Origin of the sequence: Rodentibacter sp. Ppn85 (assembly GCF_001999335.1) — a bacterium.
GTDB lineage: Bacteria > Pseudomonadota > Gammaproteobacteria > Enterobacterales > Pasteurellaceae > Rodentibacter.
Map to the genome: position 1 here is coordinate 16,681 of NZ_MLHS01000005.1, position 16,215 is coordinate 32,895.

18 protein-coding genes and 1 other RNA gene are annotated in these 16,215 nt (G+C 39.6%); 8 read left to right on the top strand and 11 right to left on the bottom strand.

Features of this window, described 5'->3' with window-relative positions; all coding sequences use genetic code 11:
• Window positions 1-8: 8 nt before the first annotated feature.
• A complete protein-coding gene (gene rlmE, locus BKL51_RS00870) occupies window positions 9-647 on the bottom strand; it encodes a 23S rRNA (uridine(2552)-2'-O)-methyltransferase RlmE (protein WP_077464879.1) in 639 nt (212 codons plus the stop codon).
• 153 nt (window positions 648-800) lie between these two features.
• Here rlmE and yhbY point away from each other — a divergent pair, with 153 nt between their 5' ends.
• Entirely contained in the window at window positions 801-1,100 is a 300-nt protein-coding gene (gene yhbY, locus BKL51_RS00875) for a ribosome assembly RNA-binding protein YhbY (protein ID WP_077464880.1), read from the top strand.
• 44 nt (window positions 1,101-1,144) lie between these two features.
• On the opposite strand, the gene greA is transcribed toward yhbY, so the two are convergent.
• Entirely contained in the window at window positions 1,145-1,621 is a 477-nt protein-coding gene (gene greA / locus BKL51_RS00880) for a transcription elongation factor GreA (protein ID WP_077464881.1), read from the bottom strand.
• A 163-nt stretch (window positions 1,622-1,784) separates the two neighbouring features.
• On the opposite strand from greA, the gene dacB reads away from it, so the two are divergent.
• Entirely contained in the window at window positions 1,785-3,224 is a 1,440-nt protein-coding gene (gene dacB, locus BKL51_RS00885) for a serine-type D-Ala-D-Ala carboxypeptidase (protein WP_077464882.1), read from the top strand.
• Between the two features lie 106 nt (window positions 3,225-3,330).
• On the opposite strand, the gene BKL51_RS00890 is transcribed toward dacB, so the two are convergent.
• From BKL51_RS00890 to BKL51_RS00905, 5 genes are all read right to left on the bottom strand, one after another.
• Window positions 3,331-4,689: an esterase-like activity of phytase family protein gene (locus BKL51_RS00890; protein WP_077464883.1), complete on the bottom strand. Its 1,359-nt coding sequence runs from the start codon at window positions 4,687-4,689 to the stop codon at window positions 3,331-3,333.
• Window positions 4,690-4,903: 214 nt separating this feature from the next.
• The gene (locus BKL51_RS00895; protein ID WP_077464884.1) at window positions 4,904-5,653 is read right to left on the bottom strand and encodes an SDR family oxidoreductase; all 750 of its coding nucleotides are present in this window, start codon (window positions 5,651-5,653) and stop codon (window positions 4,904-4,906) included.
• Window positions 5,654-5,702: 49 nt separating this feature from the next.
• Window positions 5,703-6,107 carry a cupin domain-containing protein gene (locus tag BKL51_RS12010; RefSeq protein WP_233127062.1) on the bottom strand — a complete coding sequence of 135 codons (405 nt, stop codon included), beginning with the start codon at window positions 6,105-6,107 and terminating at the stop codon, window positions 5,703-5,705.
• On the bottom strand, window positions 6,076-6,753 hold the full coding sequence (locus BKL51_RS12015) for a carboxymuconolactone decarboxylase family protein (RefSeq protein WP_233127063.1): 678 nt from the start codon (window positions 6,751-6,753) through the stop codon (window positions 6,076-6,078). Before BKL51_RS12015 ends, BKL51_RS12010 begins: the two co-directional genes overlap by 32 nt.
• A 56-nt stretch (window positions 6,754-6,809) precedes the next feature.
• A complete protein-coding gene (locus tag BKL51_RS00905) occupies window positions 6,810-7,181 on the bottom strand; it encodes a DUF2255 family protein (RefSeq protein WP_077464885.1) in 372 nt (123 codons plus the stop codon).
• Between the two features lie 100 nt (window positions 7,182-7,281).
• Between BKL51_RS00905 and BKL51_RS00910 the strand changes: the two genes are divergently transcribed.
• Window positions 7,282-8,178 (top strand): LysR family transcriptional regulator, encoded by an 897-nt coding sequence (locus BKL51_RS00910; protein ID WP_077464886.1) that lies wholly within the window; start codon window positions 7,282-7,284, stop codon window positions 8,176-8,178.
• 100 nt (window positions 8,179-8,278) lie between these two features.
• On the opposite strand, the gene rnpB is transcribed toward BKL51_RS00910, so the two are convergent.
• An RNA gene (rnpB, locus tag BKL51_RS00915) (RNase P RNA component class A) lies at window positions 8,279-8,655 on the bottom strand.
• 182 nt (window positions 8,656-8,837) lie between these two features.
• Between rnpB and BKL51_RS00920 the strand changes: the two genes are divergently transcribed.
• From BKL51_RS00920 to BKL51_RS11930, 4 genes are all read left to right on the top strand, one after another.
• Window positions 8,838-9,773 carry a KpsF/GutQ family sugar isomerase gene (locus BKL51_RS00920; RefSeq protein ID WP_077464887.1) on the top strand — a complete coding sequence of 312 codons (936 nt, stop codon included), beginning with the start codon at window positions 8,838-8,840 and terminating at the stop codon, window positions 9,771-9,773.
• 9 nt (window positions 9,774-9,782) lie between these two features.
• Window positions 9,783-10,325 (top strand): HAD family hydrolase, encoded by a 543-nt coding sequence (locus BKL51_RS00925; protein WP_077464888.1) that lies wholly within the window; start codon window positions 9,783-9,785, stop codon window positions 10,323-10,325.
• A gap of 89 nt (window positions 10,326-10,414) precedes the next feature.
• Window positions 10,415-10,537, top strand: a complete 123-nt coding sequence (locus BKL51_RS12245; RefSeq protein ID WP_255372283.1) for a hypothetical protein — start codon at window positions 10,415-10,417, stop codon at window positions 10,535-10,537.
• Between the two features lie 18 nt (window positions 10,538-10,555).
• Window positions 10,556-10,714 (top strand): putative quinol monooxygenase, encoded by a 159-nt coding sequence (locus tag BKL51_RS11930; RefSeq protein ID WP_198930095.1) that lies wholly within the window; start codon window positions 10,556-10,558, stop codon window positions 10,712-10,714.
• Window positions 10,715-10,826: 112 nt separating this feature from the next.
• Here the strand turns inward: BKL51_RS11930 and BKL51_RS00935 are convergent, their stop codons facing one another.
• From BKL51_RS00935 to apbC, 3 genes are all read right to left on the bottom strand, one after another.
• Window positions 10,827-11,534 (bottom strand): NAD-dependent deacylase, encoded by a 708-nt coding sequence (locus BKL51_RS00935; RefSeq protein ID WP_077464889.1) that lies wholly within the window; start codon window positions 11,532-11,534, stop codon window positions 10,827-10,829.
• A 298-nt stretch (window positions 11,535-11,832) separates the two neighbouring features.
• A complete protein-coding gene (add, locus tag BKL51_RS00940) occupies window positions 11,833-12,750 on the bottom strand; it encodes an adenosine deaminase (RefSeq protein ID WP_233127064.1) in 918 nt (305 codons plus the stop codon).
• Between the two features lie 100 nt (window positions 12,751-12,850).
• A complete protein-coding gene (gene apbC, locus BKL51_RS00945) occupies window positions 12,851-13,963 on the bottom strand; it encodes an iron-sulfur cluster carrier protein ApbC (protein WP_077464890.1) in 1,113 nt (370 codons plus the stop codon).
• 562 nt (window positions 13,964-14,525) lie between these two features.
• Here apbC and BKL51_RS00950 point away from each other — a divergent pair.
• Complete coding sequence (locus BKL51_RS00950) at window positions 14,526-16,190, top strand: ShlB/FhaC/HecB family hemolysin secretion/activation protein (RefSeq protein ID WP_077464891.1); 1,665 nt, start codon at window positions 14,526-14,528, stop codon at window positions 16,188-16,190.
• Window positions 16,191-16,215: the final 25 nt, after the last annotated feature.

Below are 16,215 nucleotides of genomic sequence, written 5' to 3' on the forward strand. Positions count from 1 at the left end.
AAAAGCTATCAAAGCGATTCGCCTTTATAGCCCGTAGCCACAATATAAACCTCACGGGAGCGTCCGCGCGAAGCCTCCGGTTTACGGACTTTTACCACATTAAAAAGAGAGCGAATCTCTTTCAAATATTCATCAAATCCTGCCCCTTGAAATACCTTTACTACAAAACTGCCTTTTATTGCCAATACTTGCTTGCACATATCTAATGCCAGTTCCACCAAATACATCGCACGGGGAATATCAACAGACGGCATACCGCTGAAATTGGGTGCCATATCCGACATCACTACATCTACCTTGACTTCACCCACCCTTTCAAGCAATGCATTAAGGACCTTTTCATCACGAAAATCGCCTTGTAAAAAATCAACTCCTACGATCGGATCCATTTCCAAAATATCGCAAGCAATTACTTTTCCATTGTTACCGATTTGGCTTACTACGTATTGCGACCATCCGCCCGGTGCAGCTCCAAGATCGACAACAGTCATTCCCAGTTTAAATAATTTGTCTGTTTGCTGAATTTCATCAAGTTTAAAATAAGCACGAGAACGCAATTTTTGCTTATGTGCTTTTTGTACAAACGGATCTTTAAAATGTTCGTTTAGCCAACGAGAAGAACTCGCCGAACGTTTTTTCTTTCCCATAATTTCTATCTTTCGTACTATTTTTTGTAGTAGTTTCGCCTATATTTGGGTACAATTTGCCAAATTCAAGACTTGATGAGCTTAAAAACAGAGAAAATCTCTGTTTTTTCTGACCGCTCTTTTTATTATTCGTATTCATTTATAGGATTCCTTATGACAACCTTATCAACCAAACAAAAACAATTTTTAAAAGGCCTTGCACACCATCTAAACCCTGTTGTTATGCTCGGTGGCAATGGGTTAACCGAGGGCGTGCTTGCCGAAATTGAAAACGCCTTGGACCACCATGAGCTCATTAAAGTAAAAATTGCCGGCGCCGACCGAGAAACCAAACAATTAATCATTGATGCTATTGTTCGTGAAACCCAATCTTCAAACGTTCAAACTATCGGGCATATTTTAGTGCTTTACAAACCTAGCGAAGAAAAGAAAATACAACTTCCACGGAAATAATTTACATTAAAGTGCGGTAAAAAATGACCGCACTTTTTTATTTCCTAGAGATAATCTACTTCAATAATTTCAAATTCAACCGCACCGCCCGGCGTCACAATATTTACCGTATCATCCAGTTCTTTACCAATTAAACCGCGTGCAATCGGTGAATTCACGGAAATCAAACCTGATTTAATATCCGCTTCATCATCGCCGACAATTTTATAAGTAATTTCCTCCTCCGTATCGGTATTCACTAATACGACTGTCGCCCCAAAAATCACTTTGCCGTTATTCGGCAACTTAGTGACATCAATCACTTGACTATTGGTCAACTTGCCTTCAATCTCTTGAATTCGCCCTTCACAAAAACCTTGTTGTTCACGTGCGGCGTGATATTCTGCATTTTCTTTTAAATCACCGTGTTCACGGGCTTCTGCAATTGCCTTAATAATTTCGGGGCGACGAACATTTTTCAAGAAATCCAATTCTTCTTTCAATAGCTCTGCACCACGCACAGTCATTGGAATTTGTTTCATAGCTTCATTCCTTAAAATTTAATAAAAAGAAAACCACGGCAAAATTGAAAAAACATTGCCGTAGCGACTTAAAATTAACGTACACAAGAAAATGATTTACTCTCGTGAGTTCGGGGACTATTATTGTCCGTCTTGAAAGAAATAGCAACCAGAACCGTTAATAATGGAAAAAATATCTTCAATTTCAACCGCACTTAAAGCAATATTTTTTACACTCGGCTTTTCCCTTTCCAGCTATGCAAAAATTGACCTTCCCTCGATTACCGAGTATTTGCCCGAAGGTGCAAGTACAGGAATTATTGCTAAAAATCTAAATCAAGATCAAATCATTGCGGATTATCACAGCACGACCTTTATGCTACCGGCAAGTACACAAAAAATATTTACCGCCGTTTCTGCAAAATTAGTGCTTGGTGATGACTTCAAATTTGATACCGCCCTTTTAACGAACGGCAAAATTCAAAACGGGCTGTTAGAGGGCAATTTAATCGTACGTTTTAGCGGCGATCCGGATCTCACCAGCGGACAACTTTATAGCTTACTTGCCGAATTAAAAAAACAAGGCATCAATAAAATTCATGGTGATCTCATACTGGATACTTCCGTATTCTCCAGTCATGATCGTGGTTTAGGTTGGATTTGGAATGATTTAACCATGTGCTTCAATTCCCCTCCTTCCGCCGCAAATATTGATAATAACTGTTTTTATGCGGAATTGGATGCCAATCAAACGCCGGGGGAAACCGTTAAAATCAATGTGCCGGCACAATTTCCCATTCAAGTTTTCGGACAAATTTATGTGGCAAACAGTCGTGAATCACCCTATTGTCAATTAGATGTGATGGTGCATGATAATAATCGCTATCAAGTTAAAGGCTGTCTTGCCCGTCAGACAAAACCGTTCGGTTTAAGTTTTGCCGTACAAGATCCCGATGCTTATGCGGCGTCGATTATTCAACGTCAACTAAAACGATTAGGCATTGAATTTAATGGAAAAGTACTACAACCGCAAAAACCACAGCAAGGGCAATTATTGGCACAACATTTCTCTAAACCGTTACCGGCTTTATTAAAAAAAATGATGAAAAAATCCGATAATCAAATTGCCGATTCTTTATTTCGAGCCATTGCCTACCATTACTATAAACGTCCGGCCACCTTCCAACTCGGGACATTAGCGGTTAAATCCGTTTTACAAAAGCAAGGAATCAAATTCGGTAATAGTATCTTGGCGGATGGTTCCGGCCTTTCACGTCATAACTTAGTTGCGCCTAAAACAATGCTTTCTATACTGGAATACATTGCGAAAAATGAAGATAAACTGCATTTAATGGAAACTTTCCCTATTGCGGGCGTTGACGGCACCATTAGCGGACGTGGCGGATTAATTAATCCGCCGTTAGTAAAAAATGTCATCGCAAAGACCGGTTCATTAAAAGGGGTTTACAACCTTGCAGGGTTTATGACAAATGCACGCGGCGAGAAGATCGCCTTTGTCCAATTTATTAACGGTTATTCCACCGGCGAACTTGAAAATAAAACAAAACGCGCCCCTTTGGTACAATTTGAAAGCGGATTGTATAATCAATTATATAAAGAATAATAAAACAGTATAAAATATAAAGAAATTTAACCGCACTTTGAGTAACAGCGTTCTAAACTCAACTCAAAGTGCGGTTAATTTTAACTGAATTTTCGATAATCTGTGATTATTTCGCTCCCAGTAAAGCCGGTACTTTCAATAAAATTAATTCATTATCGTCTTGACGATTAGGTTCTCGACTTGATGAAAATGGAAAGTTATTATCATTACCGACGATAATGTGTTCACTATCAACAATATCAAGGTTCTCAATAGTAAAGAATGGGAATTTCAATACTCCTCCATTCAAAGGCTTAAGACTGACTTTATTTGGATCGGAAATATTCAATAAATCAATATATGCAATTTTTTTCACAGCTTTACCTACATTATCAGAGGAAAATTCCACTTTATAAACCCGCTTAAATTTTGCCGGTTCAGAAAAACAATGTGTAGTATCCGTAAGATTTTTACAACCTTTATCCTCTGTTCCTTCACCGTTATCCCGCTCTATGATTAAGCCTTTTTTTGCATCAAGCAGATTAAAATCCCCAATTGCATTGTGTTCGTTTTCTAGAGGATAAAGCCAGTAACGTCCCGTCCATTCCTGTTTATCGACATCAAACTCTAAAATACGTAATGCAATCTTGTCGTCGATAGTTTCCCAACTTTGTTTTTTTTCATCCCATAGAGGTCCTTCTAATAATGGGTAAAGATATTTACCGTCAGGGGAAGAGGCCATTCCTTCATAACCTTTCGAACGTTTTAAATTGACATTTTTATGCTGACCGTTTGGTATGCCCGGTGAAACTACCCGATAGTGATCGGGTGACTGAATTTTTATTCCGTCTACTTCCGCTTCAAACACAGATAATACTTTTCCGTCTAAATCCGTTTTAATTAAATACGGACCGAATTCATCGCCAATCCAAATATTATTGCCGATAATTTGAAAACTTTCCGTATCAAAATCCGATCCGGTTAAATATCTTTCCTTTGTATCTTCATGCACAATACGAAACGGTACTTTTTTATCAGGATCCGCTAAAAAAACTGTCTTAAGCGGTTCAAATTTGCCCTTCGACCAATTAATTTGATATTGATTCAGATAAAGCATCGAATCCGGCGAATTAACTTTACCGCCAAAGCCATTATCGGTAAGGATCCATACCGTATCTTTTCCAACAACTTTTATTCCGGAATGGCCTTGCCTTGGCTGATCTTGAATCGGTAAAAAATAACCCGTTTCACGATCTTTTGATTTTCCCGCTACGGATTGCAATTTTTCCACTCGCTTGAAAGTGGTATATTTCCCTGCAATTTTTAAATCACTCGGTGCATCATTCGGTACGGAAACTACAGCATTTGCAGGTAACACTGCATGACCTGCCAATTCAGCCGGAGTTTCAAAAGCCGATGGTATTTTCGCTGCACTTGTCATACTTAAAGCTAAGCCTAACATAGCAAAACAATGTTTACATTTCATATCATTTCCTCTTTAGTTCATTGTTATTAAAGAGAATACTTTGTAAAAGTGACAAGAGTATGACAATAAATAATAACATTGCTATAAAAAGCAAATCTGCACATGATCACAACAACATACCATCTTATGCAGATTAATATTGATCTACATAATAACTAAAAAACAACCACACTTTGATGACAAAAACTAAAGTGCGGTTAAATTTTGGAGGGAATTACCAAGGCTGAATCGTTGGCCCTAGGGTAAATTCACTGATATTTGTATCTTCAGGTTGGGAAAGGGCAAATGCCACTACGTTTGCCACACGTTCCGCAGGGATTTCAAAAGTATCGTAAAGCTCACGGTAGCCTTTGGATGTTGTTTCATTAGTGATGTGATCGACTAATTCGGATTGCACCGCCGCAGGATAAATCGTTGCCGTGCGAATATTTGTACCGGCTTGAGCGGATTCCATACGCAATCCTTCCATAATGGCTTTTACCGCCCATTTTGTCCCGCAGTAAACACTCGCCCTGGGATATACTTTTAACCCTGCAACGGAAGAAACCGCTAAAATGTGACCGGATTTTTGCGACTCAAAGGTAGGTAACACCGCCGCAATACCGTTTAACACGCCTTTAATATTGACATCCACCATTGCATTCCAATTGTTTGTTTCCAAGGCTGAAAGCGGTGAGTTTGGCATTAAACCGGCATTTAAGAAAATTGCATCGACTTTACCAAATGTATTTTTAGCAAGTTCAACCAACGCCGTATTATCTTCCGCTTTCACCACATCCGTGACACGATAAACGGCTTCGCCGCCTTTAGCTCTGATGTTTTCTACAATCGCTTGTAATTTAGCTTCACGACGCGCACCTAACACTAATTTTGCACCGTTTTCGGCTAATTTATATGCCGTAGCTTCACCTATACCTGATGAGGCTCCCGTGATAATAACAACTTTATCTTGAATATTGTTCATGTTATTTCTCCTAATTGATTTACAAAAATACATTAAAAAATGACCGCACTTATTTTAATTTTGCATAATATTCATCCGAAACCGGTTCAAGCCACTCATTGCTCGTTACCTCACCGGGTACTTCAATGGCTAAATGTTGAAACCACGAATCTTTCGCCGCGCCATGCCAGTGTTTCACATTTGCGGGAATATTCACCACATCCCCCACCTTCAACTCTTGAGCAGGTTTGTCCCATTCTTGATAGTAACCGCGTCCTGCTGTAACAATCAAAATTTGACCTCCCCCTTTAGCCGCATGATGAATATGCCAATTATTGCGAACCGTTGGCTCAAAAGTAACGTTATATACCCCTACTTGCTCGGTAGAAATCGGAGCTAAATAGCTTTGACCGCTGAAATATTGGGCATAAGCATCATTTGATTTACCCAAAGGAAATTGACTCAGCGTTTCCATTTTTTGTACCCCTATTTTTTTTTGTAATTTCGTTGATTTGAACATCAGTTAAGCCGTTCTTTTTTCCGATCTCAATATGAGCATTAAGTTGGCTTGGTACATTTAATTGATTTAACGCCCCAATCGTGATGATTTCTCTTTCTTGCCAGTTGAGCAAGTCACTTGCAAAAATATCACCAAATAAATGAGTTTTTAAATAACGATCAATATCGGGGGAAAGGCTGGATAAATCAACCTTCTGTCCCACTAAATCCGTTTGTGTTTTCGTACCGCGCTCTAAGATATTTGTGCCTTTTGGCAAAGCCGTCGCTACTCTGCCTTGTTCTGTTTTTGAGCCTTTTTCTTGTCTTTCTTTCACTGTTTCCGATAAGGTTGAAAGGGCATTTAAACTACGTGGAAAACCGACATAAGCATAAAGTTGTACCATCGCATCTTTGGCTTCATTTACGGTTAAAGTTTTATCTAAAGCGTGATTTAACATAGTTTTTAGTTCAATTTGATTACCTGTTGCAGTAAAAACGCCGATAGCGGCTAACGCTTCTTGACGTGGTGTTAATTCCATTGTTTTGTTCTCCGCAAAAGTAAAGCCTGCTACACCGGCTCCTAAGAGTGAAATCCCCAAAAGGGTGAATAACTTTTTCTTCATTTTCAAATCCTTCATTTAGAGCCTCAATTACAAAATACGGTTAAAAATAACCGCACTTACTTTTCCAAAATTTCTACTGTCGCTGCCCGAGAGCCGCTCCCGATCATATGTAACATATAACGACTTGACGCATATTTCTTGCGATAGGCTTGATCAATTTTATCATTCAGTTGAGAATCATTGATTGAATTAAATGTCACATCAAAAACATTGTTTATTGCATAAATTTTACCTGCCTTCTGCCGAATTGCTGCTTGATACCAACTAGAATGTACACCACTATAAGCACGCACAAATAATCGCCCTTCCACAATCACCGCCCAAATCCAAGTAGGCGTACCCGTTGTTTGACTATCAGGGCGGAATGGAGCGATTTTTAAATCATCTGCAATATCAATTTGGCTTAAAACTTCTTTATCCCACATCATTTTCTCCTTAATCAAAACTTAGAGGCGGTGTTATTGTATTTATCCTCATAACTCCATACAATGAATAAAATAAGAAAACACAATTCCAAAAAATGAGATTATGAATCGATTAGATGCCCTTAAATACTTTGTTGCCGCAGCAGAAAATTTAAGTTTTAAATTGACCGCACTTCGTTTCTCCGTTTCACCACAAGTGATCAGCCGAGTGATTGCCGAATTAGAAAAAGAACTCGGCGAACCTTTATTCAAACGCAATACGCGCGCTATTCATTTAACGGATTTTGGCGATAAATTTCGCCCAAATGCGATTGCTTTTCTACAACAAGAAGAACGATTGTTCGGATTAAAACATGAGGAAAATGATTTGGCCGGTATGGTTCGAATAACATTGCCGCCTTCTGATTATGCCGACTATATTTTGCAACAATTATTGACCGCACTAAAACCTTATCCGCATATTGCCATTGATTGGCGAACAGATTTCGATACACTCAATACCGTGGAGGATCAAATTGATATTGGTATCCGTATCAGTCGTACGCCTAAAGAACATTGGGTTGCAAAGAAAATAATGATGTTGCGCGAACCTATCGTCGCCACCCCGGAATTAATTGCAAATGTCGGATTACCGAAAGATATACACGACTTAGCAGAAAATTTTCCCGTAGGTAATCTTTTGAACCCTAAAACAGGTAAAGTTTGGGATTGGTTTATTGATAACGAGCCTGTTCCCTTACCAAAACCTTGCGTCGTAACCGGTGATATTCGCAGCTTATTACAAGCCGTGCTGGCAGGTAGAATTTTTGCTCCGATTATGTATCACGACTGTAAGAAATACATTGAAAACGGCACACTTCAAGTCGTGCTAAACGACAAAGAATCCGCCCTGTGGGGGCTATATCTTTACCGTCCCTATCAGCCTATCACGCCAAGACGGGTTCAGCTAGTATTTGAGATATTGGAACAGATCTTAATGAGAAATAAAAGTTTAATCTAACACGACAAGTTTGAGAAAATGGCTACACCATACCAAAACGATGAAAAAAATAACCGCACTTTAATCCATTCATGATGAACAAAACTAAAGTGCGGTTGCTTTTTTGAGTTGGTCGATAAGCCGAGTTCTGTCGTGGACAATCATTCCTCTAGGCGACGAATTACTCCGCCGCTCAAGCGACCTACCCGAACTCTAGACGGGCCATCCATTGAGTTCCTATTTGGTCTTGCTACGAGTGGAGTTTACCCTGCTGCCAACCGTTACCGGCGACACGGTGCGCTCTTACCGCACCCTTTCACCCTTACCGTTTGCACGGCGGTCTGCTCTCTGTTGCACTGGTCGTAGGCTCACGCCTCCCGGACGTTATCCGGCACCCTGCCCTGTGTAGCTCGGACTTTCCTCTCGTTTACTTGTCCCGCTAGGTCGTGCGAACACGGTCAAGGGCTTCAATAAACCAGCGATTGTCTAACCAACTCGGCGCGTAGTATAGAGATTAATAAAAGTGCGGTCAACAAAATCCAATGGATTTTGAAGGTTGCCCTTGCCACGGCGCTGAAGCCGTAAGTAATCGCATCAGTGATTAGGCATAATTTTTCATTCGAATTTTTACCACATTCAGCTAAAATATCCACAATTTTAACCGCACTTTAGGACTGTTCATGAACTATCTACAAATTGCACGCGATACGCTTTCGGTAGAAAGTCTCGCACTCACCCAATTAAGCCAACGCTTAGATGAAAACTTCAACCAAATCGTTGAGCTTATTTTGCATTGCCAAGGCCGCCTTGTCATTGGCGGGATTGGTAAATCAGGCTTAATTGGAAAAAAAATGGTCGCAACTTTTGCTTCCACCGGTACGCCAAGTTTCTTTTTACATCCAACAGAAGCCTTTCACGGTGATCTGGGTATGCTCAAACCGGTTGATATTGTTATGCTCATTTCCTATAGCGGTGAAACGGATGATGTTAATAAACTGATTCCAAGTTTGAAAAACTTTGGCAATAAAATAATTGCCCTCACTAGCAATAAACACTCTACCCTTGCCCGTCATGCGGACTATGTATTGGATATTACGGTTGAGCGTGAAGTATGCCCGAATAATCTTGCTCCAACCACATCAGCTCTTGTGACGCTGGCATTGGGCGATGCCCTTGCCGTATCGCTCATCACCGCAAGAAATTTCCAACCTGCCGATTTTGCTAAATTCCATCCGGGTGGTAGCCTTGGTCGTAGGTTACTTTGTCGGGTAAAAGATCAAATGCAAACACGCTTACCTATTATTTCACCCGCTACAAATTTCACCGATTGTTTAACCGTGATGAATGAAGGACGAATGGGGGTTGCACTTGTTATGGAAAACGACCAATTAAAAGGCATTATCACTGATGGAGATATTCGCCGAGCTCTTACTGCTAATGGTGAACAAACACTTAAGAAAACGGCACAAGATTTTATGACAAGTTCACCAAAAACCATTAACCAAAATGAATTCTTATCAAAAGCGGAAGATTTCATGAAAGAGAAAAAAATTCACTCTCTGGTGGCGGTAGATGATGAAAATAACGTGGTGGGTTTAATCGAATTTTCAAGCTAAGGAAAACAAATGCAACAAAAACTCGAAAAAATTAAATTGGTTATCACCGACGTGGATGGTGTACTGACTGACGGTCAACTTCATTATGACGCAAATGGTGAGGCCATTAAAAGTTTCCATGTGCGTGATGGTTTAGGCATTAAAATGTTGATGGAGTCCGGCATTCAAGTTGCGGTACTTTCAGGTAGAGACTCCGCTATTTTGCGTCGTCGTATTGCCGATCTCGGCATAACATTATTCTTTCTTGGCAAATTAGAGAAAGAAAGTGCCTGTTTTGAATTGATGAAACAAGCCGGCGTCAATCCGGAAGAAACCGCTTACATTGGCGATGATAGTGTGGATCTCCCCGCGTTTGCCGTCAGCGGACTTTCCTTTGCGGTCGCAGATGCGCCTTCCTATGTAAAAAATGCCGCAAATTATGTGCTGTCTCTTGGTGGTGGCAAAGGCGCATTTCGTGAAATGTCCGATATGATTTTACAAGCCCAAGGCAAATCTGCGGTATTTAATAGCGCACAGGGATTTTTAAAATCGGTCAAAAATATGGCGCAATAATCAAAATAATCTCCCTTTTTAGAAAAGGGGGGAACTCACTTTCATAACTTAATTTCTGTATTATTAACCGCTCTTTTATAACAGTAACAATGGAGAAAACAGATATGATAGGCGTTTATGCTACTTGCCAAGTAAAACAGGGTTTTGAAACCGAATTTGAAGATTTAGTCAAACAATTCATCACTGAAAGCCAAACTCATCAAGGTTGTTAAAGCTATGACTGCGGTGTAGTGACAGAAAAAGCTCGGACTTACTGTTTTATTGAACGTTGGACAGCGCAAGCCGACTTAGATGCTCACCTAGCCTCTCCATTCTTTCAAAAAAATGTACCTAAATTAATCGAAACGTTGGAAAATGGTTTAGATATTAATGTCGTGAATTTTATCTAAATTGTCGTAGGTTCTTCCTTCTATCTAAAAATTAGATTCGTTCACGGCTAATAAATAATAAAAAGGCTGTAAACACAGCCTTTTTATTATTTATCGGATTTTTTAACCGCACTTAATTGCTAGAACAGGTAGCTTTATTGAGTAATACTTTCACAATTTTTGGCACGCCTTCACCAGCCTTTTCTTTCAGCGCAATGACATGTTTACGAATAAAACCAGTATTAGGATTTGGATCAACAAGGTAAATTGTTGCGCCATAAGGTGCTTCATTGACTAAACCATTGGCGGGATAAACTTGTAACGATGTACCAATCACGATCACAATATCTGCTTTTTTCACTAACTTGACCGCTTGATCCAGCATTGGCACATTTTCCCCAAAGAAAACAATATGCGGACGCATTGGATGCCCGAGATTATCTTTATCGTCAATATGCTGATCGCCTAAGCAAGGAACGATGTAATGCGTATTAAAGCTACTTCTCGCCTTGTTCAACTCACCGTGCAAATGCAATACATTTTGACTACCTGCACGTTCGTGTAAATCATCGACATTTTGAGTAATGATCTGTACATCATAAGCCTTTTCAAGCTCTACTAAAGCGAGATGTGCCGCATTTGGTTGCGCCACTTGAGCATTACGACGGCGTTCATTATAAAATTCCAACACCTTAGCCCTATTCTTTTTCAACGCTTCAGGTGTACAAACTTCCTCAATCTTATACCCTGCCCACAAGCCATCTTCCTCACGAAAAGTCGGAATTCCACTCTCGGCACTGATACCGGCACCGGTTAAAACAACACAAACTGGTTTATTCATAATATTTTTCTCTATTTTATTACAACGATGAATTTTATCTATTCAAGCCTGTTTACTAAGTCCATAGGATTTTAGTTAAGATAAGAAGTTGAAAACCCGATCCTTGTCTTTGCAATAGAGGCATATCCAACAGCTCAGCAGGTCAACCTGTCTAAGCCAGCCTGATTTAGACATAATTCCCCCATTTAGGAACAATTCATCCGTTTTTCAATATCGCTTTTCAACTCACGCTTTTCTTCATCGCTGAGAAAAGCAGCACTAATAGCGTTTTCAAGTAACTGTTGTGCTTCGCCTTCATTTAATTGATATTTTCTCTTGCCAATATATCAAATTCTTGCTGAATATTGGTTTGAGAAACGGTCATATTGTCGGTGTTTAATGTGGCAATAATTCCCTTCATTAGGAATGTTCTAAGAGGGTAATTTTTTAACTGATCAATCGCTTTAGTTTGTAAATTACTGCAAGGACACATTTCCACTGCAATGTGGCGGTCAGCTAAAGATTGCATGACAAGCTCTGACTCTGCCGCACGAATACCGTGTCCGATACGGCTTGCCCCCAGGTCAATCGATTGTTGAACATTCTCCGCACCCGCCGCTTCACCCGCGTGAATAGTAAAAGGTATACCAAGTGATTTGGCAAGCTCGAATTCTTTTGCAAAATTCATTGTTGGATAACCGGCTTCCGGGCCGGCTAAATCTACGGCAACGACTCCCGGTTTCCCTTTTGACAGATATTTTTTAGCCATTCGCACGGTTTCTAAATTCCCTTCTTGCGAACCTATACCACGCAAACAGCATAATATTAAATTTGCTTTAAATAATCGGCTTTCCGTTAATCCTTCTTGTAACCCAGCTAAAGCCGCTTCCACCACCTGTGATTGGGTTAAACCTTTTTGTATGTGAAGTTGTGGAGCAAAACGAATTTCAACATAGGCTAACCCTTGTTGATCTAAGCGTTTTAATAAATCAGAAACCGCAGAGGTGATTGCTTCCGAGCTTTGCAGTAAAGAAACGGGAATCGCAAAACAGTTAAGATATTGATTAAGATCCGTACAATCTTGGGGAACGGAAACCAGAGAAAGAAGCTGTTCAACATTTTGGGCCGGTAAAGCGATATTCTGTTTTTCCGCCCATTCAAACATCCATTCCGGAGAAAGTGAGCCGTCTAGGTGAAGGTGTAAATCAATCAGACTATATTTAGTAAAATTTTTCATTATTGTACTCAATTGATTAGAAAAGTGAGAAAAAACGCACGGTATTTTAATCCTAAAAGAAAAGGGGAACAAGAAAGGGCTGTCAATACAGCCCTTATCTTTACTTCACTTCTCTAAATAAAATCTCGCTTGGAATCACCGAACCTTGCCAGTAAAGTTCGGTAGATACTTTCTCTGCCAGTTGTAGGAAGGCTTGTGTGATTTCACTTTCCGGTGCGGCAACTACTGTTGGATTACCGGCGTCTAAATCTTCACGGATACGAATGTGTAAAGGCAACTGTGCTAGCACTTTTACATTGTATTTTTCAGCCATTTTTTCTGCACCGCCCGTACCAAAAATAGCCTCGTGATGACCGCACTTACCACAAATGTGCATTGACATATTTTCGACAATACCTAATACAGGCACAGATACCCTTTCAAACATTGAAACCCCTTTTACCGCATCAAGTAACGCAATATCTTGCGGTGTTGTTACCACTACGGCTCCGGTTACCGGAATTTGTTGTGACAGGGTAAGTTGAATATCGCCGGTGCCCGGTGGCATATCTATCACCAGATAATCCAAGCTATCCCATAATGTTTCATTCAATAATTGGCTCAATGCACTACTTGCCATCGGACCGCGCCAAATGGTCGCACTATCTTCATCCATTAAAAAACCAATGGAATTAGCCGATAAACCCTGTGCTTTAATCGGTGTAATGTGTTGATTATCCGGCGATGTTGGGCGTTGATGTGGCGCACCGAGCATATGCGGCACAGAAGGTCCATAAATATCCGCATCTAAAATGCCTACGCGCGCGCCCTGAGTTTGTAACGCAAGGGCTAAATTCACGGAAACGCTAGATTTACCCACTCCTCCCTTGCCTGATGTAACCGCAATGATATTTTTCACACCTTTTACGGCAGGTTGATTATTGGCACGCTTTAATGTAGCGATTTGATAATTCACAGACCATTTGATTTCCTTGCAATCCGCTGCTTGCAGTAAAGCATCGGATAACGTTCGTTTAAGTTGTTCAACACCGGTATTCCAAGCAAAAGGCAGTTGCAATTCAATGCGCAATGTCTTACTGCCTTTCTCCACTTTTCTCAAAGTGTTTAGTTCAATCAGATCTTTTTGTAGGCTTGGATGTTGAAATTGTCGGATGATTTGCTGAATTTGTTTTTGCTGCTCAGCTGTTAAATTGTCAGAAAAATAGGTTGTCATCGTAATTTCCTATTTAAGTGGATTAATTTGTCAGGCATATTTAATCACGTAAAGTGCGGTCTGTTAAGTTAAAGTTTTTTTGAATTATCCGAATACTTCTTAATGTGTATTTATGTAAATCGTTTTCTTGATACTGATAAGTTGGTATAAGATCTTTTGTAATATCTCAATCACGGAAATCAAACCAGTCCCCTTCTAGAGCATAATCTTTATACTTTTCAAGAAACGGTTCATTTCATATAGCAGATGCATTACTTCAATAAATTCAAACATAGTAGTGATAGAACTTTATAGATTGCATTTAAAAGCTCTTATAGATGTAATTGTCATAGCCTTACAAAATATCCAGGTCTCCTTGTATGAAACGGATAAAAAGGAATCAGTTCTTTTTATTTATGGCGTAGTGAATTTAACATTAAGTAAAAATATTGCTTTCAATTCTTCAATTGGCTCTGTTATACTGCGACGGATTTTTATAGCTGAAAGTTCTGATTTGTGATTCTTTAATAACAAAAAACTCAGAGCGATTTATTCATAACTATTCTAATAATGGCGTTATCCAATGGCTAAAGCGCATTTTTTATCTCACTTAATCTCAGTTAGTATTGGTATATATACCGTTTCTGCTTTTGCGCAAAACTCCCCTCAGCAAACATTATCCACACTCCCTACCGATTTAACCCAAAGCGCACAAAAAGAACTGAAAAATTTAACTAATACAGTTGCAACAGCCAAGTTAAGCAAACAAATCTATCAGCCGGATGAAAAAAATGCTACTGAAACCTTAATTTATAGCAAGCAATGTTTGCCCTATAAAACGATTGAATTACGTGGCATCACTTTAATTCCAACGGGAAATTTATTGCCTGAACATAACGGCTGTATCAGTGAAGATATGCTGAATCAACTAAGTAAAAATATTACGGCTGCCTATTTACAAGCCGGCTATATTTACAATCCTTTCCAATTCCAAACAGACGGTACGGAACGTCTTATTTTGCAAGTAATAGAGGGTAAAGTCAGTAAAATTAGCGGAAAAGATAACATTGTTAATCCTGCTTTATTATTTCCTAATTTAATTGGCCAACCATTAAATATTAGAGATTTAGATCAAGGTTTGGATCAAACCAATCGTTTTTCCGGTAGCAAGGTTACGTTAGATGTGCTACCGCAAGAGAATGGCGATGTTGAAATTGCGCTGCATAATGACTACGAAAAACGGATGAATACGAGATTATCTATTGATAATTTCGGCACAAAAAATACCGGAGAATGGGTCGTGCGAGGTTTTATTAATATTGATAGCCCATTAGGTTTATCAGATACATTTAGTTTAAGTGCCAGCCATTCTTTACGCCCTCATCTTTATCCCTATAACCGCAGTGCCGCTTTTTATTACAGCATTCCCTATGGCTATTACACAATGAGTATTTTTGCTTCCCTTTCTCAATATCGTTCCGATCTTAACCTCCCTCACAAAAAGTTGCAGCAATCCGGCCGTACTTGGCAGGTCGGAAGCCGATTAGAGCGAGTGGTAAAGCGAGGTTCAAATGCAGTCAGTACCGCATATATTCAGTTAGAACATATTAATGCCAAAAATGGCTTAGAAGATATTGTGTATATGAACCAAAGCCCGATTATTTCAACAGCGAATATCGGTTTTAACCAACTTTGGCTAATTGAAAACGGCTTATGGCTATTATACGGAAATTATGAATACGGCAAATTATTCAAGAAAAACAACTCGGAAGGTCTGTACCAAAACTACCACAAATTTAGCACAAACATTGATTTTATCGCCTATCACTCATGGCTTTCACAAACATTTCGTCAGCAACACCGTTTAACCGCACAATACAGTTCCACTTACTTACCGACCATCAAACAACAAGATATTTTAGGGCGTGGTTCTGTACGGGGATTTAGATTTATGTCCTCAACAGCGGAAAAAGCGCTTGTATTGGAAAACAATCTATTTATTTCCAAAAGTTGGGGAGATTGGTTGGTTGAACCTTATATTGGGCTTGATTTAGGCATCCAACGTAATGTGGCTAAAGAAGGTCAAATAAGTTTTTCATCAAAAGCACTCGGCGGTGCAGTTGGCGTGAAAACAACGTTGAAACAACGTTATAGCTTTAATTTGGAATGGGCAAAAGGGAAACTCTTCACACCATCAGAAAATTTTTCTGAACAGATGTTAAGTTTCAATGCCAGCATCAATTTTTAAACGCTTGTTGAACCGGTTTTCTCAA